The sequence below is a fragment of the Yersinia sp. 2540 StPb PI genome, assembly GCF_052217165.1.
Taxonomy (GTDB): Bacteria; Pseudomonadota; Gammaproteobacteria; order Enterobacterales; family Enterobacteriaceae; genus Yersinia; species Yersinia enterocolitica_E.
This window is the reverse complement of the sequence record NZ_JAZGQC010000001.1, coordinates 3642981-3662129: the sequence shown is the minus strand read 5'-3', so window position 1 is coordinate 3662129 and position 19149 is coordinate 3642981. Positions and strand designations below refer to the sequence as shown.

Here is a 19149-nt window from a genome sequence, read left to right as displayed (position 1 = left end):
GGATTTTTTATGCAACGGTCTGGCAAACAAGCATTTATTATCGCAGGTACCGGCAGTGGATGCGGTAAAACAACCGTGACGTTGGGTATTCTGCGGGCGCTGATGGCGCGCGGGTTGTCTGTGCAGCCGTTTAAGGTCGGGCCAGATTACCTGGATACCGGCTGGCATAGCGCCGTCAGCGGTGTTACCTCGCGTAACCTCGATGCTTTTATGCTACCGCCTGCGACCTTGAATGGGCTGTATAATCAGCATATGCGCCATGCTGATGTGGCGGTGATCGAAGGTGTGATGGGCTTGTATGACGGCTACGGCACTGATCCTGATTATTGCAGTAGTGCGGCGATGGCCAAGCAACTGGGCTGTCCGGTTATCTTACTGGTGGATGGCAAGGCGGTATCCACCTCGGTTGCAGCTACCGTGCTAGGGTTCTGCCAGTTTGACCGGAATCTCACCATTGCAGGCGTGATTGTTAACCGTGTTAATTCAGAAAACCATTATCAGCTAATCCGCCACGCCATCGAGCATTACTGCGGTATTCCCGTGCTGGGCCGTTTGCCGGTGATGGATGATATCGCGCTGCCATCACGCCATTTAGGGTTGATACCGGTGCAAGAACAGCGTGAGGGCGTGGCGGGTAAAACCCATCAGCCCGACAGCTCGCCCCGCTGGCAACGGCTGGCACAGCAGGTTGAAGCCTTTATCGATCTTGACCGATTACTGGCACTGACGCATTGTGCGGCACAGCCTGTCGGCACCCCCCCTTCCTTACCTTCATCCACACTGGCTAACGGCCTGACACTGGCCTTGGCCGAAGATGAAGCATTCAATTTCTATTACCCCGATAACCTAGACCTGCTAGAGCAGGCAGGCGTGCGCATCCAACGTTTCAGCCCACTTCATGACCGCCGGTTACCTGATTGTCAGATGATTTATCTCGGGGGCGGTTATCCCGAAATTCACGCTGCTCGCTTAGCCGCAAATACAGCGATGCATGCAGCGTTACAGCAAGCGCACCGCCAACAGATTCCGCTGTATGCCGAATGCGGTGGCCTGATGTACCTCGGTGATGGCTTAACGGATGAGGGGGGGCAGCGCCACCCGATGGTTGGTATTTTGGCCGGTGAGAGCCAGATGGGGAAACGGCTGACTCGCTTTGGTTACTGTCAGGCACAGGCCCGCAGTGACACCTTATTGGCTGCACAAGGTGAAATTCTACGTGGTCATGAATTCCATTATTCCGATTTTACCAGCCCATTGACGCCGGTATTTGATAGCAGCAAATGGCGTGATGGCGTCGCTATTCAGCGCTGGCACAGTGGCTATCAACTCCAGCGCACTCAGGCCAGCTATCTGCATATCCATTTTGCTCAGCGCCCCGGTTTACTGGATGGCTGGCTGACCGCTGCCCGGAGCGTGCTATGACCCTGAGCGCATGGTTTGTCGCTTTCTTGCTTGATAGCTGGCTCGGCGACCCGCCGCACTGGCCGCATCCGGTGCGCTGGATGGGTAACCTGATCTCTGTCATGCAGCGTGCGATTCGTGCGGTTTGCCAAAGTGAATGGGCATTGAAGTGGGGGGGCGCAGTGTTGTGGTTGGTGGTGGTCGGTGTGACATGGCTGCTGAGTTGGGGATTCTTATCACTGATGACACACATCAATCCGTGGCTCGGCTGGTTGGCGCAAGTGTGGATGATTTACACCTTATTAGCGGGACGTTGCCTGAGTGACGCAGCGCTGCTGGTGTTTGATGCCCTGAAACACGGTTCGCTGGCACAAAGCCGCGAGAAGCTGTCATGGATTGTCGGGCGTGACACCTCACAACTGGAGAAGCCACAAATCACCCGTGCGGTGGTAGAGACAGTGGCCGAAAACAGCGTTGATGGCGTGATTGCACCGCTGTTCTTTCTGATGTTAGGCGGCGCTCCGTTGGCAATGGCTTACAAAGCAGTCAATACCCTTGATTCGATGGTGGGTTACAAAACGCCAAAATACCGCGCAATTGGTTATGTGTCGGCACGGATGGATGATCTGGCGAACTGGATCCCAGCCCGTCTGAGCTGGCTATTACTCAGCGCAGCCGCATGGTTACTACGGGCCGATTATCGTCAGGCATTGCGCATCGGCTGGCGTGATCGTTATCAGCACGCCAGTCCTAACTGCGCCTGGTCTGAGGCCACGGTTGCCGGTGCACTGGGCGTGCGGTTGGGGGGGCCGAATGATTACTTTGGCGTGCGGGTTGAAAAACCCTGGATCGGTGATGAACGGCGCGAGGTGGATCTGGGCGATATCCCGCGCACTATCCATTTGATGCTGGTGGCATCGTTATTAGCGCTATTACTGTTTGCCCTGATTCGTCTGCTGCTGGTCGGCATTTAACAAGGATAACCTGATGAACTATATAAAGAACCCGCAGGAAATAGAGCAAAACAGTTTTGCCATCATCGGTGACATTATTGCCGATGAGTGGCCGGACTTTCGCTTTGTCAGTGAGATGCAAGAAGCGGTGATCAAGCGGGTTATCCATACCACGGCGGATTTTGATTGGCTGGATATTCTGCATTTCTCACCGCAGGTACTGACCCATATTGCCGAGGGTATCCGCCGGGGCTGCACCCTTTATACCGATACCACGATGGCGATGTCCGGTATCAACAAAGTGCTGTTAAAGCAGATGGGATGTGAATGCCGTTGCTACATCAGTGACCCACGGGTGGTGGAGAGTGCGCCGCTACAGGGTATTACTCGCTCGATGGCCGCAGTGGATGTTGCTCTGGCAGAGTCAGGAGAAAAGCTGTTTGTCTTTGGTAATGCCCCGACTGCGTTATTCCGCTTGTTGGAACGCCACGCCACACCGATCGCGGTCATTGGTGTACCGGTGGGGTTTGTCGGGGCGGCTGAATCCAAAGATGCCTTGGTTGCCAGTGACCTGCCGTGCATTGCAGCACTTGGGCGCAAAGGGGGCAGCAATGTGGCAGCCGCCATCATCAACGCCATCCTCTATCAGTTACGGGGGGCGCTATGAGTGAGGCTACTGTCAATGACAGTCAGATGCTGCAAAACCAGCAATTAGACAGCATTTGGCATAACGGCAAACAATATCGCAAAGGCTACACCACCGGTTCTTGTGCGACGGCGGCGGCTAAAGTGGCGGCGCTAATGGTGTTGCGCCAACAAGTGATTGACCAGATTTCAATTGTGACGCCTTCCGGTGTCACGTTATGCCTGAATGTAGAACAACCCCTCATTGAGGGCCAGCAAGCTACGGCGGCCATCCGCAAAGATGGTGGTGATGATGTTGATGCGACCCACGGCATGCTGATTTTTGCTCGCGTCACGCTGCGTGAACAGACGGAAATTACTCTGCGCGGTGGCGAAGGGGTCGGGACAGTAACCCGTAAAGGTATTGGCCTCCCCGTAGGCAGCTCAGCCATTAATCGTACACCACGCCAGACCATCGAGGCAGCAGTGCGCGAGGTCATCGGCCCGTTACGCGGTGCTGAAATAGAGATCTTTGCTCCCGAAGGGCAACAGCGGGCGAAAAAAACCTACAACGGGCGGTTGGGGATCCTCGGTGGCATTTCCATCATCGGCACTACCGGCATTGTGACACCGATGTCGGAAGAGAGCTGGAAACGCTCGCTGGCACTGGAATTGGAGATGAAGTGCGCGGCGGGTGAAGATCGCGTCATTCTGGTACCGGGCAATCATGGCGAGCGCTTTGTTCGCGACCATCTGGGCCTCGACAGCCAGCGGGTGGTGACCATGAGTAATTTCGTCGGCTATATGTTGCAGGAAACCGTGCGACTGGGCTTTCGTCAGGTGCTGCTGGTAGGGCATCCCGGCAAATTAGTGAAAGTGGCCGCCGGTATCTTCCATACCCACAGCCATATCGCGGATGGGCGTATGGAAACATTGGTTGCCCATCTGGCGCTGATGGGGGCGCCGCATGCGCTACTGCTTGAAGTGAACCAGTGCGATACCACTGAAGCGGCGATGGAATTGATTGCTGAGCAGGGGTGGCAGGCGGTCTACAGCCGTATTGCCGAACGTATCTGTGAGCGAATTGCTGAAATGATGCGTTTCTCCGTTAATCCGCCGCAGTGCGATGCGATTTTATTCTCTTTCGATAATCAGGTGTTAGGCAGCAGCCGGCCTCTGGATGAGATTGTGGAGGCATTGCGATGATTACGGTTGTTGGCATCGGCCCAGGTGATATCGACTATCTGACCCCTGAAGCCCGGCGGGCTATCAGCCAGGCTGAGGTATTGGTGGGCGGGAAGCGCCATCTGGCAACATTTAGCAGCAATGTCCGTGAGTCCCGCTGGTTAGATGCGGATCTGCTGGGGTTACTGGAGTGGCTGGATAGCAACAAAACTCGCGCCATTGTGGTACTGGCTTCCGGTGATCCTCTGCTGTATGGCATTGGCAAACTGCTGGCGGCGAACTTCGGCACTGACGAGTTACATATCGTGCCCGGCATCAGCGCTATTCAATATCTGTGTGCCAAAGTGGCGCTGGATATGAATGACCTTTTTCTTACCAGCAGCCACGGGCGGGTACCCGATTTTGACTGGATTTTCCAGCATGACAAGGTGGCGATGGTGACTGACAGTATTATCGGCCCGCGTGCCATCGCCGATGCATTACATCAGCGTGGTCTGTCCCGCACCTTGATTATCGGTGAAAACCTGTCACAACCCAATGAACGTATTCACCGTCTGTCGCAACAACAGGTGGCGGCGCGTTATGACATGAATGTGGTGGTGATCCTCAATGAGAGATGATCTGTTCTTACGTGGGCAAAAAGTCCCGATGACCAAAGAAGCGGTGCGCGCATTAGCACTGGAACGGTTGGAGTTACCTTGTTATGGCCATCTGATTGATGTGGGCGCCGGGACGGGCAGTGTGGCGTTGGAAGCGGCACTGCGCTTCCCCGATTTGCAGGTCACCGCGATTGAGCGCAATCCAGCAGCACTGGAACTGATTAGCGAAAACCGCCAGCGGCTGGGTTGCCACAATGTGGCGATTATTGCAGGCGTTGCCCCCTTGCCTAATACGGCCGCAGCCGATGCCATTTTTATTGGTGGCAGCGGCGGGCATTTAACCGATCTGATTGATTGGGCGCTGATGACACTAAAGCCCGATGGCCGTTTGGTACTGACCTTTATTTTGCTCAATAACCTTAATGACGCGTTGGCTCACTTACAGCACTGCGCTGTCAGCCAGTTAGATTGCGTGCAGTTGCAACTCTCCACCCTGACCCCTTTGGGCAGCGGACACTATTTTAAACCTAATAATCCTACTTATCTTATTTCCTGCCACAAGGAGGCGCGCAATGTCTGAGCATCCTGATGCTGTATCAACAGCGGTAATACAACCCTGGGATACACAAAAAATCTGGTTTGTCGGTGCAGGGCCGGGCGACAAAGAGTTGATCACCCTGAAAGGCTACCGGTTGTTACAGCAAGCAGAGGTGGTTATCTACGCCGGCTCGCTGATCAATACCGAACTGCTGGAATATTGTTCGCCAGAGGCGCAATGCCACGATAGCGCGGGTTTGAATTTGGAACAGATCATCACACTGATGGTTGATGGTGTGCGGGCTGGCAAGTTGGTGGTGCGATTACAAACCGGTGACCTCTCTTTATATGGTTCGATCCGTGAGCAGGGGGAGGTGTTGAGTGAGCACGGTATTGGTTTTGTGTCGGTACCGGGTGTCAGTGCTTTTCTTGGCGCAGCAGCGCAACTGGGGGTGGAATACACCGTGCCAGAAGTGGCGCAGAGCTTGATTATTACCCGAATCGAAGGGCGAACCCCGATGCCGCCGTTGGAGCAACTGGAGGCGTTTGCCGCGCACCAAACGTCGATGGCGATTTTCTTGTCAGTGCAAGAGATGGACCGCGTAGCTGAACGTTTGATTGCTGGCGGATACCCGGCGACGACTCCTGTTGCGGTGGTGTACAAAGCGACATGGGCTGAAAGCCTTACTGTGCGCGGTACGCTGGCTGATATCGCCGAATTGGTCCGCGCCGCCGCTATTCATAAAACTGCACTGATTTTGGTGGGGGCGTTCCTCGGCGATGAATACCACTATTCCAAACTCTATGATGCGGGGTTTAGCCATGAATATCGTCAAGCCTGAATCCATAGCGGTATTTTGCCTGACTCCGGGCGGGGTGCGGTTGGCGCGGCGTTTGCAGACCCACTTGCCGCTGACCTGCTTTACCAGTGAAAAACTGTTGGAACCGGGTTTTCTGCCGTTCAATGGCAGTTTTGGCGACACCATCCGCGAGGCATTTAAACAGTACTCGGCACTGGTGGTGGTCGGGGCTATCGGCCTGACAGTGCGGGTTATCGCCCCGTTGGTGAATGACAAAATGAGTGATCCGGCGGTGGTGGTGATTGATGAGCGTGGGCAACATGTTATTAGTCTGTTGTCTGGTCACGTGGGTGGTGCCAATACGTTAACCCGTTATCTGGCGGGCATTCTCGGGGCCGATCCGGTGATAACTACTGCAACCGACGTTAACCAGATGGCGGCATTGGATACGCTGGCGACCCAACTGGACGGTGAAATGCAGGATTTTCGTCACGCCGTCAAAGTGGTCAATCAAATGTTGGTCAGCGAACAAAAAGTGGGGTTGTGGTGGGATGCACCCCTGTTAGCTGAGCGTGAACGCTGTGACACCCGTGGTTTTGTAGCGGTCGATTCGTTGGATCAATTGCCAAAACTGGATGCACTAGTTTGCGTCACGTTACGCGACAGCCTGCCCCCATTACCATTACCGGTTTACAAACTGGTGCCACGCCGGGTAGTCGCGGGTATCGGTTGCCGCCGGGCCACCTCGCTGCAAACCTTGGTTGAATTGTTACAACAGCAAATGGCCGAGAATCACTTTGACCTCATGGCGCTGCGGGCTATTGGCAGTGTCACTATCAAAAAAGATGAACCCGCGTTACATCAATTGGCTCAGTGCTGGCGAGTACCGTTCGAACTGTTCAGTGTCGGCGAACTGAGCCGCCATGAGCAACGTTTCCCTGCTTCTGATTTTGTCCGCCAAACGGTGGGTGTCGGCAGCGTTTCACAACCGGTCGCCTGGCTGATGAGCGACGGTAAATTGGTTGGCAATACTCTGCGTCAGCAGGGTGTCACCATCACTCTGGGAGTATCGCATTAATGTTAACCGTAATTGGCATTGGGCCGGGCAGTGAATCGATGATGACGCAGGAAGCCATCGCCGCAATCCGCGAGGCGGAAATTATCGTTGGTTATAAAACCTATACCCATCTGGTGAAACCCTTGACTGGGGATAAGCAGGTGATCAAAACCGGCATGTGTAAAGAGATAGAGCGCTGCCAAACCGCCATTGATCTGGCGCTGGCGGGCCATAACGTGGCGCTTATCAGCAGTGGTGATGCCGGGATCTATGGTATGGCGGGCTTGGTGCTGGAGCTGGTAACGCAACAAAAATTGGAGTTGGAGGTGCGGTTGGTGGCGGGGATCACCGCCAGTATTGCTGCCGCCTCGTTACTCGGTGCGCCGCTAATGCATGATTTTTGTCATATCAGCCTGAGTGATTTGATGACGCCGTGGGCGGTGATCGAAAAGCGCATTATCGCGGCAGCGCAGGCTGATTTTGTTATCTGTTTCTATAACCCACGCAGCCGTGGCCGTGAAGGGCATCTGGCCCGCGCGTTTGAGCTAATGCAGCCGTGGAAGCGGCCTGAAACGCCGGTCGGGGTAGTGAAAGCCGCCGGGCGTAAAAAACAGGAGAAATGGCTAACCACGCTGGGTGAGATGGATTTCGAACCGGTGGATATGACCAGTCTGGTTATCGTCGGTAATCAGGCGACCTATTGCCGTGATGGGCTGATGATCACGCCACGGGGTTATTCATTGTGATGGGCCATCACCCTTATCCACCGATTCATGTGTTTGGCGGTACCAGTGATGCGCGGCTGATTTGCCAATTGCTGGATGTCGCAGAGCAACGCTATAGCCTGTCGGTCGCCACGGACGCCGGTAAACAACTGGCGGGGGATATTGGCGGTGAGGTCATGGTTGGGCGGATGGATGCAGGGCAGATGGCTGATTTTTTGGCGACCAGACAGGTCCAGTGGGTGATTGATGCCTCGCATCCTTATGCCTGCATGCTCAGTGACAATGTGGTGGCGGCCTGCGAACAGTCAAATGTCACGCTGACCCGTTACCAACGACCAAGTGAAATTGATGTTCTGAGCCACCCTCTACTGCACAAGGTCGATAGTGTCGCTGCGGCCTGTGAGGTGGCCAAACGGCTGGGGCCGCGGGTGTTACTCACGACTGGCAGCAAGCAGTTGGCTGAATATCAACGTGGGCTGGTGGGTAAAACCTTACTGGTTCGGGTGCTGCCCACGGCGCAAGTGCTGAACCAATGTGAGGCGCTGGGGCTGGGGGTAGACCACATTATTGCGCTGCGCGGGCCATTCAGCGCGTCGTTCAATCAGGCACTGTATGAGTTTTGCCAGCCGGATGTGGTTATCACTAAAGAGTCCGGTGCCCAGGGGGGATATCAGGAAAAAGTCGCCCCCTGTCTGGCACTGAATATCCCCTGCATTGTGGTGTGTCGCCCCGCCAGCGTGGTATTGGGCGGTATTGGTCAGCAAGTGACGTCATTAGATGAATTTAGTCAACATCTGAACCACTGGCAACAATTTGGCCCACAGGCAAGAACAACGAGGACAATAAAATGAAAAAGGCACTGTTGGTGATCAGTTTTGGCACCAGTTATGAACAAACCCGCCAAAAGAATATTGATGCTTGCGAGCAGCAACTGGCGGCAGCTTACAGCGATCGTGATGTCTTTCGCGCGTTTACCTCGGAGATGATCATCCGCAAATTGCGCAAACGCGATGGTTTGCTGATCAACAACCCACGGGAGGCGCTAAAACACCTGGCTGAACAGGGCTATCAGGATGTCGCCATCCAATCGCTGCATGTGATAAACGGCGATGAATACGAAAAAATTGCTAATGAAGTGCGCACCTTTAGCGACTGTTTCCATCGTCTGGTATTGGGTACGCCGTTGTTAAGCAGTTTTGCCGATTACCAACAATTGCTGGTGGCGTTACAGGCTCAAATGCCGGTGCTGGCCGCCGATGAGCGGGTGGTTTTTATGGGCCACGGCGCCAGCCATTATGCCTTTTCAGCCTATGCCTGCCTTGATCATCTGATGACCTCGCTGCATTTCCCGGCATTGGTGGGCGCGGTAGAAAGTTATCCAGAAATCAGCCATATCATTACCCGGCTGCAACAGCAGGGGGTACGTAAAGTGCACTTAATGCCGCTGATGTTGGTGGCAGGCTGCCATGCCATCAACGATATGGCCTCTGATGAGCCGGACTCATGGCAATCGCAATTGGAGGCCGCCGGTATCTGTGCTCACTCCTGGTTACAAGGATTGGGTGAGAACCCATTGATACGTCAAATGTTTGTCGAACATCTGGACCAAGCCTTACAACAAAAACAGCAGGAGGCAGCGTAATGAGCGGCAGACTTTATGCATTGGGTGTTGGCCCAGGTGCCAGTGATTTAATTACGGTGCGCGCAGCACGGCTGATAGCCAAACTCGATGTGCTGTATGCGCCTGCCGGGCGCAAAGGTGGCGACAGTCTGGCGCTCTCTATCGTGCGCGAATACCTTTCACCACATACCGAAATCCGCACCTGTCATTTCCCTATGAGCGCTGATGATAGTGAGAAGCAAGCGGTATGGGATGAGGTGGCGCAGCAGTTGCAATCGGAAGTGGCCAATGGCCGCCAGGTGGGATTTATCACCCTCGGCGATGCCATGTTATTCAGCACATGGGTGTTTTTATTGGAACGTATCGGGCGGCCTGATTGGTTGGAAATCGTACCGGGCGTAACCTCATTTGCCGCCATTGCCTCGCGTGCGGCGCTACCACTGGCGATGGAGCAGCAGTCACTGGCCATCATGTCCTGTACCGCGCCGGAGGCCGAATTGGAGCGCGCACTGCGGGATCACGACTGTGTGGTGCTAATGAAAGTCTACGGCCGTTTTGCTCGGATCCAGGCGCTGCTGGCACGGTTGGAGCTGTTCCCACATGCGCTGTTGATGTCGGAAGCCTCATTGCCCGGCGAAGTGTGCTGGCGTCAGCTTGATAGCATCGCCGCTGACCAGCCATTGCCCTATTTCTCGACCATTTTAGTGAATAAACAGCAACGAGTTAATGGATAACAGGTTAGTTAAATAGAGGGTTAATTAATTTTAAATTACTCCCCAAAGTGATTGGAGCAACTAATGGAAATGGAAAAAGAGTTAAAGAAACTGTCTTATAGCGGAGTGGCAATGGCAATCTTGCTCACGCTGGCACCGAATGACGTTTTTGCCATGCACATTATGGAAGGTTTTCTGCCGCCGATGTGGGCGCTGGCTTGGTGGGTATTGTTTCTGCCATGTCTGTTTATGGGGTTGGTGCGCTTAAAGCAGATTGTGGCTGAAGACAGCAATCAGAAAGTGTTACTGGCGCTGTGTGGTGCGTTTATTTTCGTGCTCTCAGCACTGAAAATTCCGTCGGTGACCGGCAGTTGCTCGCACCCTACAGGGGTAGGGCTGGCTGTCATCTTGTTTGGGCCGGTGGTGGTGGCAGTGCTGGGGGCGATTGTACTGCTGTTCCAGGCGCTATTGCTGGCACACGGCGGGCTGACAACGCTCGGTGCTAACGGTATGTCGATGGCGGTGATCGGGCCGGTAGTGGGTTATTTGGTGTGGAAATTGGCCTGTAAAGCGGGATTACGCCGTGATGTTGGGGTCTTCCTCTGTGCCATGTTAGCGGATTTAACCACTTACTTTGTCACCTCTGTGCAACTTGGCTTGGCATTCCCCGATCCACAATTTGGTATCAGTGGTTCAGTTATCAAGTTTATGGGGGTGTTCTGTATTACCCAGATCCCAATTGCGATTGCCGAAGGGTTGCTGACGGTCATGATTTACGACCAATTAACCAAACGGCGCTTAATTCACGCGGAGAGCCATTAACATGAAAAAGACCCTGATCCTGCTGGCAATGGTGATTGCACTGGTTATTATGCCGTTCTTTATTAATCACGGTGGCGAATACGGTGGCTCGGATGGTGAGGCTGAAGCGCTGATCCAGCAAACAGCACCGCACTATGAGCCTTGGTTCCAGCCATTATATGAACCTGCCAGTGGTGAAATTGAGAGTCTGTTGTTCACCCTGCAAGGCTCCATTGGCGCAGCGGTGATTTTCTATATCTTGGGTTACTACCGGGGGAAACGCGGTGAGCATGCTGGGGATTGATAAACTAAGTTATCAAAGCCGCTGGCGGCAGGTTGACCCAATAGGAAAACTGGTGCTGTATGGGGTTTTCCTGTTGTTGGCGATGCTCAGCCCGCCGCTCTATCAGGCGCTACTGCTGATATTTATCGCCGCGCTGACCTGCTACTTGTTACGCATTGGCCCGCGCCGTTATCTGCGCTGGCTGGCTATCCCGCTGTCATTCCTGTTGGTGGGGTTGGTGACTATTGTGTTATCCCTCGCCCGTCAACCGGAGAGCATGTGGTGGAGTATACAAATCGGCAATTGGTGGTTCGGTATCGATAAAGTCGGTCTAACCACTGCCAATCAGACCTTGTGGCGTAGCCTGGCTGCATTGGCCGCGACTTTCTGGTTTGTGCTGAATACGCCATTCCCACAGCTTATTCAGATACTTAAACGCTGCCATGCCCCCCGTTTGCTGACTGAGCAAATTTTGCTGACCTGGCGCTTTATTTTTATTTTGGCTGAAGAGGCTGCTGCTATCCATCATGCGCAGTCCCTGCGGTTTGGTTATATCTCATTGCGTACTGGCTACCATTCGCTGGCTATGTTGGTGAGTATGCTATTTACCCGCGTGATGATTCGCTATCAACAGATGGTTATCTCGCTGGATATGAAACTTTATCAGGGTGATTTCCACCTGTAAGGCAGGATTTGATGTTAGCCACCAGGCAGTTAGGTTTCAGCTATCAGGATGAGCAGGTATTGCACGATCTGACGCTGGATTTCAGTCAGCACGCGGTCACTGGTGTCTTGGGCGCCAATGGCTGTGGCAAATCCACCTTATTTATGAATCTGACCGGTATTTTGCAACCCCAACACGGGACTGTGCTGTGGCAAGGAGAGCCGCTGAGTTATAAAAAGGCCAGCCTGCGTGAGCTACGCCAACGGGTGACAACGGTATTCCAAGACCCGGAACAGCAGATTTTTTATACCGATATCGACAGTGATATCGCGTTCAGCCTGCGTAATCTCGGCGTGGAGGAAACGGTGATCGCCGCGCGAGTGGATCGGGCGCTGACACTGGTTGATGCGCAGGGTTTTCGCCATAAATCTATTCAGCACCTCAGTCACGGTCAGAAAAAACGGGTGGCAATTGCCGGAGCACTGGTGATGGAAGCAGAGTATCTGTTACTCGATGAGCCGACCGCTGGGCTGGATCCGGCCGGGCGTCAGCACATGATTACCATCATTGAACGCATTGTGGCAGAAGGGAAACGGGTTATTCTCTCCAGCCATGATATCGATTTGGTCTACAAGGTTTGTGACTATCTGTATGTCTTATCTCATGGTCGCTTAATGATGGCCGGTGAAACGACTGAGGTGTTTCTGCAACAGGATAAACTGCGCGCTGCCGGGCTTATCCAGCCATGGTTGGTCAAAATGCACTGCGAGCTAGGGTTACCGTTATGCAAAACGGAAGAACAACTTTTTGCGTTGATGCGTCAGCGTGAAACCGAGGAGGCGCAATGAGTTTATCGGTGATGGTGCAAGGTACCGCATCTGATGTAGGTAAGAGTGTATTGGTGGCTGGGCTATGCCGTATTTTTATGCAGGATGGCTATCGTTGTGCACCGTTTAAATCGCAGAATATGGCGCTCAACTCAGGTATTACGCCGCAGGGTGAGGAGATGGGGCGGGCACAGATTTTTCAGGCGGAAGCCGCAGGCATCACCCCTGATGTGCGCATGAATCCGGTACTACTCAAACCCACCAGTGACCGTAAGGCGCAGGTGGTACTGATGGGCAAAGTTGCCTGCAATATGGATGCGGTGGAATATCATCAATATAAGCCGCAATTGCAGCAACAAATCAGCGAGGTTTACCAAAGTTTAGCCCGTGAATATGACGTCATGGTGCTGGAAGGGGCGGGTAGCCCGGCAGAAATTAACCTGCGTGACCGCGATATCGTCAATATGGGGATGGCGGCAATGGCCGATGCACCGGTGATACTGGTGGCTGATATCGATCGCGGTGGGGTGTTTGCGGCTATTTATGGCACCTTAGCCCTGTTGCATCCTCATGAAAAAGCCCGGGTCAAAGGGGTGATAATCAATAAGTTTCGGGGTGACATTGCGCTGCTTAAACCCGGGTTGGAACAGATTGAAGCGCTGACGGATGTGCCGGTATTAGGGGTAATGCCGTGGCTGGATATTGATTTGGAAGATGAAGATGGTGTGGCATTACAAAATGGCAAATATCAGGATGCGGCGGAAAAAGCGCTGGATATCGCTGTCATTCACTTGCCACACATTGCCAACTTTACTGATTTTAATGCGTTGGCGGCCCAGCCAGATGTGCGCCTGCGCTATGTTTCGCAGCCCTCAGCCTTGGGGCAACCGGATCTGATTATTCTGCCTGGCAGCAAAAATACCTTGGGCGATTTACAGTGGTTGCATCACAGTGGGCTGGCCGCCGCGTTATTGGCACAACATCAACATCAGGTACCGGTGCTGGGTATCTGTGGCGGTTATCAGATGTTGGGAAAACGTATTATTGATGGTGTGGAGTCTGGGCTGGAACAGATGGCAGGCCTTGGTTTGCTGGATGTGGAAACGCAGTTTGCACAGGACAAAGTGACCACGCGGGTCAGTGGCTATTGTCTGACGGGCCTGCCGGGGATGCTGGAAAGCTGCGGCGAGCAGCAACTGGAAGGTTATGAAATTCATATGGGTGCATCCCTGCTTGGAGCGGCAGCCAAGCCTTTCGCGCAATTGACATTGCGTAACGGGCAATTGGAGCAATGGCTGGAAGGGGCGGTGAACGCCGACGGCAGTGTGCTGGGCAGCTATATTCATGGCCTGTTTGACAGCCACAACTTCACTCGCCCACTGCTGGACAATTTGCGCCAACGTAAAGGGCTGGCGGCGTTTGACGGTGTGACGGTGAATTACGCCGAACATAAGCAGCAACAGTTTGATATTCTGGCAGCACATATGCGACAAAATATTGATATTGAAAGTATTTATAAAATAATGAAAACACATCGACAGGAGAGCGCGCAGTGATTTTGATTACCGGAGGTGCGCGCAGCGGCAAAAGTTCGCTGGCTGAACGGTTGGCGGCACAGGCGGCTGAGCGGGTGTTTTACATTGCCACCTCAGTGGTAACAGATGTGGAAATGGCCGCGCGGGTTGAGTTACATCGCGCCAGTCGCCCGGCACACTGGCGTACCTGGGAAGGTTATCGGGATCTGGGGGCAGTGTTGGATCAGCAAGTGGAACCCGGCGAAGCGGTGATGTTGGAGTGTATTACCACCCTTATCACTAATCTGCTGTTTGAACAGGCCGGTGATACGCCGCCGGAGCAGATGGATTTCATGTTACTTGAAGCGGGGATTCAGCAACAAATTACCGATCTGCTGGCCGCCTGTGCCCGAAGTTCAGCACCGATTTATTTGGTGACGAATGAACTGGGGATGGGCATTGTGCCGGAAAATCGTTTAGCGCGACATTTTCGCGATATCGCCGGTCGGGTCAATCAGCGCCTGGCTGCTGCCGCTGACCAGGTGTTTCTGGTGGTTTCCGGCATTGAGGTAAAAATTAAATGAGCCTGCGTCTATTTCTCGCCACCTTGCAGTTTATGACCCGGATTCCGGTGCCAGAGCGCTGGACGCAAGGGTTGGCGATGGATCAGTACGAACGCGGTATTATCGGTTTCCCGCTGATTGGGCTGATTGTCGGTATCATCGGCGCGCTGGTCTTTACCCTGCTGGCCCCCTGGTGTGGCATTCCGTTAGCGGCACTGGGTTATGTGCTGGCACTGGCGCTGGTCACTGGTGCTTTCCACCTTGATGGTTTGGCAGATACCTGCGATGGCGTGTTTTCCGCTCGTAAACGCGAGCAGATGTTGGAGATCATGCGTGATAGCCGCCTTGGTACTAACGGCGGTTTAGCCTTGATCTTTATCGTGGTGGCGAAAGTGCTGGTGGTGAGTGAACTGGCACTGCGCGATGTGCCGATGCTATTGATGCTAATGGCAGCTTCAGTGGCGGGGCGCACGGTGATTGTGTTGTTGATGTACCGCCAGCGTTATGCCCGCGCAGGCAATGGCTTGGGCAATATTTACATCGGTAAAGTTACCGGCCGGCAAACTGCCGTTACATTAGTGGGTGGCGCAATACTTACCCTGTTACTGGGGAAAGGGACTGCGCTGTTGGCACTGGTGATTACCATGGCGGTAGTGCTGCTGTTGGCAACCTATCTGCGTCGCCGTTTAGGCGGGCAAACCGGTGATACATTGGGCGCGGCTGCTGAAATAGGTGAGTTGGTGTTTTTGCTGGCGCTGTTGTAGCTGCCCTGCAATAACAGCGTTATTTCCTGAATAATCTCAAGATTGAGCCATTCTATGCGACTTTTTCTGGTACGCCACGGGCAAACCGAGGCCAATTTGCGTGGCGTTTTTTGCGGCCTGACCGATTTGGCACTGACACCACAGGGTGTGGAGCAGGCCGGATGGGTGGCCGATTGGTTAGCGGATGTGAATTTTTGTCAGGGCGTCAGCAGCCAGTTGCTGCGCGCCCGCCATACCGCCGACATCATACTTGCTGGGCACCGGGTGAGCGCCGATAGCGACGGGCAATTAAATGAAATGAATTTTGGCGACTGGGAAATGCGCCATCATCATGATTTACAGCGGGAAGACCCGGATGCATGGGCACAATGGGTGGCCGATTGGCAACAGGCAAGTCCCACCGGAGGAGAGTCATTCCCTCAGTTTTCTGCCCGGGTTGAAGAGGTTATCCAGCCACTGTTGTTAGCATCGGGCACTTCACCACAAAGTAATGATAACAATCGGCTACTGGTTGCTCATCAGGGGGTATTAAGCCTGATGTTGGCTCGTTTGCTGGCCATGCCAGCGGCGGCTATGTGGCATTTTCATTTTGATCAGGGGGCATACAGCGTATTAGAGATCCATGATGGATTTGTCACGCTGCGTGCGTTTAACAGTCGGGCTGTTTGGCAGCCTGCAATACGAGGTTAAGTACATGCAAACACTTTCATCGATTCTGCGCACGATTGCGCCGCTGGATAGCAAGGCGATGGCCCGAGCACAGGTGCGGTTGGATGGTTTACTGAAACCACCAGGTAGCTTAGGTCGCCTGGAACAACTGGCGGTTCAACTGGCTGGAATGCGGGGGTTATACGGGCATCAGGTTGAGCGCAAACAAATTATTGTGATGGCAGCAGATCATGGCGTCTACGATGAAGGCGTGGCTATTTCACCTCGAGTGGTCACGCTGGTTCAGGCGTTGAACATGGTGAAAGGGGTAACGGGTGTTTGCGTGCTAGCGGCTAATGCCGGTGTTGAAGTAAAAATTGTCGATGTGGGTATTGATAGCGAGACGCTACCCGGTGTGGTGGATATGAAAGTGGCGCGTGGCAGTGGCAATATCGCCCGTGAAGCGGCAATGACTCGCCAGCAGGCAGAGGATTTACTTTGTGCCAGTGCACTGCTGACATTACGGCAGGCGGCTGAAGGCGTGAAAGTGTTTGGTGTTGGTGAGTTGGGTATGGCGAATACTACGCCAGCAGCGGCGATGGTCAGCGTGTTTACTGACAGCGATCCTGAATTGGTGGTGGGGATTGGGGCTAATTTTCCTAGCGCGCAGTTGCATCATAAAGTGGCGGTAGTGCGCCGTGCTATCGAAACCAATCATCCAGATGCCAGTGATGGTATTGATGTGTTGGCGAAAGTGGGTGGTTTTGATTTGGTAGGCATGACCGGCGTGATGCTTGGTGCGGCGGCGGCGGGGTTACCGGTGGTGTTGGATGGTTTCCTCTCATATGCTTCTGCGTTAGCGGCTTGCCGTATCGCACCGGGGGTCCGTGACTATTTGATCCCCTCTCATCTATCAGCAGAAAAAGGTGCGGTCATTGCGTTAAGCCATCTGCAACTCGAGCCATACTTGCAAATGGGCATGCGGCTAGGTGAGGGCAGTGGCGCCGCAATTGCCATGCATTTAGTGGATGCCGCCTGTGCCATGTATAACAATATGGGGTTGTTGGCTGAAAGTAATATTGAGTTACCTACTCCCCTTCGTCCTTGAAATTACAGGGGTGTTAGCTACGTTCATTCACCCGAATCACTTACATGAGTAAGCTCATCGGAGTTCATTCTCTTGCTGCCTACCTGCAACTCGAATGGCTTTGAATTGCTAAGGGAGTTTTTAGTCGTTGAATAATCAAATAGAAACAAAAAAACCGCCAGGTAGGCGGTTTTTTTGTGCTGGTCAGGTAAGCGGCCTTTCCAGCAGGGCTTTGTTACCAACGTAACGCAAGGGCGATCTAGTGTTGATATTTCGGTCTTATTGCTACTCACTGTCAAGTATTTAGCGGGCACGTATTGGTGTACAAACTCGGACGGCTTTCCTTTACGGCCTAAAAATTTTAGTTCAAGAGAATAATTACTTACTCTTATCCTGAATCCCGCGTGCGCCTAAGTTGTTATTATCAACTTGTGGCAGCCCAGTGGTTGCTGAAGAGGATAATAAACCGGTTTCAACATAGTTAAACAGCTTCTCACGGGTGTCGGTGATATCCAGATTACGCATAGTCAACTGACCAATACGATCGTCAGGTGAGAATACGGAATCCCCTTTCTCCATGGTCAGGCGCTCTGGTTTGTAGGTCAGATTGTCAGATACCGTATTGAGAATCGAATAGTCATTGCCACGACGCAGTTCCAGTGTCACTTCACCGGTAATCTCGCTCGCAACCCAACGTTGCGCAGAATCGCGCAGCATCAATGCTTGTGGATCAAACCAACGGCCTTGATACAGCAGACGACCCAACACCCGGCCATTGGCATGATATTGCTCGATAGTATCTTCGTTATGAATACCGGTTAGCAGACGCTCATAAGCGATATGCAACAACGCCATCCCTGGGGCTTCATAAATGCCACGGCTCTTGGCTTCGATAATACGGTTCTCAATTTGGTCGCTCATCCCCAAACCATGACGGCCACCAATACGGTTAGCTTCCATCATCAGCTCAACACTGTCGTCAAACACTACGCCATTTAGAGCAACCGGATACCCACGTTCAAAACGGATAGAGACTTCTTCCGCTTTCACTACTACGTTTTCATCCCAGAACTTCACGCCCATAATCGGGTTAACGATTTTGACACTGGAATTAAGGAATTCCAAGTCTTTGGCTTCGTGAGTGGCTCCAAGCATATTAGAGTCAGTGGAATAGGCTTTCTCGGTCGACATTTTATAGTCGAAACCGGACTGAATCATAAACTCGGACATTTCATGACGGCCGCCCAATTCATCAATGAAATCAGTATCCAGCCACGGTTTGTAAATTTTCAACTCAGCATTGGTCAACAGACCATAACGATAGAAACGCTCGATATCGTTACCTTTATAGGTACTGCCATCACCCCAGATATTGACACCATCTTCTTTCATGGCGGCAACCAGCATGGTACCGGTGACAGCACGGCCCAGCGGGGTGGTGTTAAAGTAGGTCACACCGGCGGTGGTGTTATGGAATGCACCACATTGAATGGCTGCGATACCCTCAGCAACCAGTTGTTTGCGGCAATCAACCAGACGGGCTTTCTCTGCGCCATACTCCATTGCCTTACGCGGAATTGCATCGTAATCTTCTTCGTCAGGCTGACCCAAATTGGCGGTATATGCATAAGGAATTGCACCCTTTTTCTGCATCCATAACAGTGCTGCACTGGTGTCCAGGCCACCAGAAAAAGCAATACCAACACGCTGATTAATAGGAAGGTGTTTGAGAATAGTTGTCATCAATTAAATCCTGTATGAATTAGGTCTGTCTGGCAAAGGT

At 53.1% G+C, this 19149-nt stretch carries 22 protein-coding genes; 21 read left to right on the top strand and 1 reads right to left on the bottom strand.

Annotation, left to right across the window (positions count from 1 at the left end; all coding sequences use genetic code 11):
- Positions 1-9 precede the first annotated feature (9 nt).
- The 21 genes from V1956_RS16895 to cobT all read left to right on the top strand — a co-directional run bounded on the left by V1956_RS16895 (position 10) and on the right by cobT (position 17387).
- Positions 10-1422, top strand: coding sequence for a cobyrinate a,c-diamide synthase (locus V1956_RS16895; RefSeq protein WP_442825366.1), 1413 nt, complete (start codon positions 10-12; stop codon positions 1420-1422).
- A complete protein-coding gene (gene cbiB, locus V1956_RS16890; protein WP_442825365.1) occupies positions 1419-2375 on the top strand; it encodes an adenosylcobinamide-phosphate synthase CbiB in 957 nt (318 codons plus the stop codon). The genes V1956_RS16895 and cbiB overlap by 4 nt, the downstream gene beginning before the upstream one ends.
- A gap of 13 nt (positions 2376-2388) precedes the next feature.
- Positions 2389-3021, top strand: a complete 633-nt coding sequence (locus tag V1956_RS16885; RefSeq protein WP_420071660.1) for a cobalt-precorrin-8 methylmutase — start codon at positions 2389-2391, stop codon at positions 3019-3021.
- On the top strand, positions 3018-4184 hold the full coding sequence (cbiD, locus tag V1956_RS16880) for a cobalt-precorrin-5B (C(1))-methyltransferase CbiD (RefSeq protein ID WP_442825364.1): 1167 nt from the start codon (positions 3018-3020) through the stop codon (positions 4182-4184). Before V1956_RS16885 ends, cbiD begins: the two co-directional genes overlap by 4 nt.
- Entirely contained in the window at positions 4181-4783 is a 603-nt protein-coding gene (locus V1956_RS16875) for a cobalt-precorrin-7 (C(5))-methyltransferase (protein ID WP_372558497.1), read from the top strand. Before cbiD ends, V1956_RS16875 begins: the two co-directional genes overlap by 4 nt.
- Complete coding sequence (locus V1956_RS16870) at positions 4773-5342, top strand: decarboxylating cobalt-precorrin-6B (C(15))-methyltransferase (protein ID WP_083159262.1); 570 nt, start codon at positions 4773-4775, stop codon at positions 5340-5342. Before V1956_RS16875 ends, V1956_RS16870 begins: the two co-directional genes overlap by 11 nt.
- Complete coding sequence (locus tag V1956_RS16865) at positions 5335-6141, top strand: cobalt-precorrin-4 methyltransferase (protein ID WP_372558498.1); 807 nt, start codon at positions 5335-5337, stop codon at positions 6139-6141. The genes V1956_RS16870 and V1956_RS16865 overlap by 8 nt, the downstream gene beginning before the upstream one ends.
- A complete protein-coding gene (gene cbiG, locus V1956_RS16860) occupies positions 6122-7177 on the top strand; it encodes a cobalt-precorrin 5A hydrolase (RefSeq protein ID WP_372558499.1) in 1056 nt (351 codons plus the stop codon). The genes V1956_RS16865 and cbiG overlap by 20 nt, the downstream gene beginning before the upstream one ends.
- Positions 7177-7902: a precorrin-3B C(17)-methyltransferase gene (locus tag V1956_RS16855; RefSeq protein ID WP_372558500.1), complete on the top strand. Its 726-nt coding sequence runs from the start codon at positions 7177-7179 to the stop codon at positions 7900-7902. The genes cbiG and V1956_RS16855 overlap by 1 nt, the downstream gene beginning before the upstream one ends.
- Entirely contained in the window at positions 7902-8732 is an 831-nt protein-coding gene (locus V1956_RS16850) for a cobalt-precorrin-6A reductase (RefSeq protein WP_420071662.1), read from the top strand. The genes V1956_RS16855 and V1956_RS16850 overlap by 1 nt, the downstream gene beginning before the upstream one ends.
- Positions 8729-9523, top strand: a complete 795-nt coding sequence (cbiK, locus tag V1956_RS16845) for a sirohydrochlorin cobaltochelatase (protein ID WP_372558501.1) — start codon at positions 8729-8731, stop codon at positions 9521-9523. The genes V1956_RS16850 and cbiK overlap by 4 nt, the downstream gene beginning before the upstream one ends.
- Positions 9523-10236, top strand: coding sequence for a cobalt-factor II C(20)-methyltransferase (locus V1956_RS16840; protein ID WP_372558502.1), 714 nt, complete (start codon positions 9523-9525; stop codon positions 10234-10236). The genes cbiK and V1956_RS16840 overlap by 1 nt, the downstream gene beginning before the upstream one ends.
- Positions 10237-10299: 63 nt before the next feature.
- Positions 10300-11037: a cobalt ECF transporter S component CbiM gene (cbiM, locus tag V1956_RS16835; RefSeq protein ID WP_005185360.1), complete on the top strand. Its 738-nt coding sequence runs from the start codon at positions 10300-10302 to the stop codon at positions 11035-11037.
- A 1-nt stretch (position 11038) separates the two neighbouring features.
- Positions 11039-11320, top strand: coding sequence for an energy-coupling factor ABC transporter substrate-binding protein (locus V1956_RS16830; protein ID WP_005185363.1), 282 nt, complete (start codon positions 11039-11041; stop codon positions 11318-11320).
- The gene (locus V1956_RS16825; RefSeq protein WP_372558503.1) at positions 11307-11984 is read left to right on the top strand and encodes an energy-coupling factor ABC transporter transmembrane protein; all 678 of its coding nucleotides are present in this window, start codon (positions 11307-11309) and stop codon (positions 11982-11984) included. The genes V1956_RS16830 and V1956_RS16825 overlap by 14 nt, the downstream gene beginning before the upstream one ends.
- A gap of 11 nt (positions 11985-11995) precedes the next feature.
- The gene (locus V1956_RS16820; RefSeq protein ID WP_083159258.1) at positions 11996-12811 is read left to right on the top strand and encodes an ATP-binding cassette domain-containing protein; all 816 of its coding nucleotides are present in this window, start codon (positions 11996-11998) and stop codon (positions 12809-12811) included.
- Entirely contained in the window at positions 12808-14346 is a 1539-nt protein-coding gene (locus V1956_RS16815) for a cobyric acid synthase (RefSeq protein ID WP_420071657.1), read from the top strand. Before V1956_RS16820 ends, V1956_RS16815 begins: the two co-directional genes overlap by 4 nt.
- Positions 14343-14888, top strand: coding sequence for a bifunctional adenosylcobinamide kinase/adenosylcobinamide-phosphate guanylyltransferase (gene cobU, locus V1956_RS16810; RefSeq protein ID WP_372558505.1), 546 nt, complete (start codon positions 14343-14345; stop codon positions 14886-14888). The genes V1956_RS16815 and cobU overlap by 4 nt, the downstream gene beginning before the upstream one ends.
- Positions 14885-15631, top strand: a complete 747-nt coding sequence (cobS, locus tag V1956_RS16805) for an adenosylcobinamide-GDP ribazoletransferase (RefSeq protein WP_372558506.1) — start codon at positions 14885-14887, stop codon at positions 15629-15631. Before cobU ends, cobS begins: the two co-directional genes overlap by 4 nt.
- A gap of 54 nt (positions 15632-15685) precedes the next feature.
- The gene (locus V1956_RS16800; RefSeq protein WP_372558507.1) at positions 15686-16321 is read left to right on the top strand and encodes an adenosylcobalamin/alpha-ribazole phosphatase; all 636 of its coding nucleotides are present in this window, start codon (positions 15686-15688) and stop codon (positions 16319-16321) included.
- A 4-nt stretch (positions 16322-16325) separates the two neighbouring features.
- Positions 16326-17387 (top strand): nicotinate-nucleotide--dimethylbenzimidazole phosphoribosyltransferase, encoded by a 1062-nt coding sequence (gene cobT / locus V1956_RS16795; protein ID WP_372558508.1) that lies wholly within the window; start codon positions 16326-16328, stop codon positions 17385-17387.
- Between the two features lie 357 nt (positions 17388-17744).
- Here the strand turns inward: cobT and argG are convergent, their stop codons facing one another.
- Entirely contained in the window at positions 17745-19109 is a 1365-nt protein-coding gene (gene argG, locus V1956_RS16790) for an argininosuccinate synthase (RefSeq protein WP_442825363.1), read from the bottom strand.
- Positions 19110-19149: the final 40 nt, after the last annotated feature.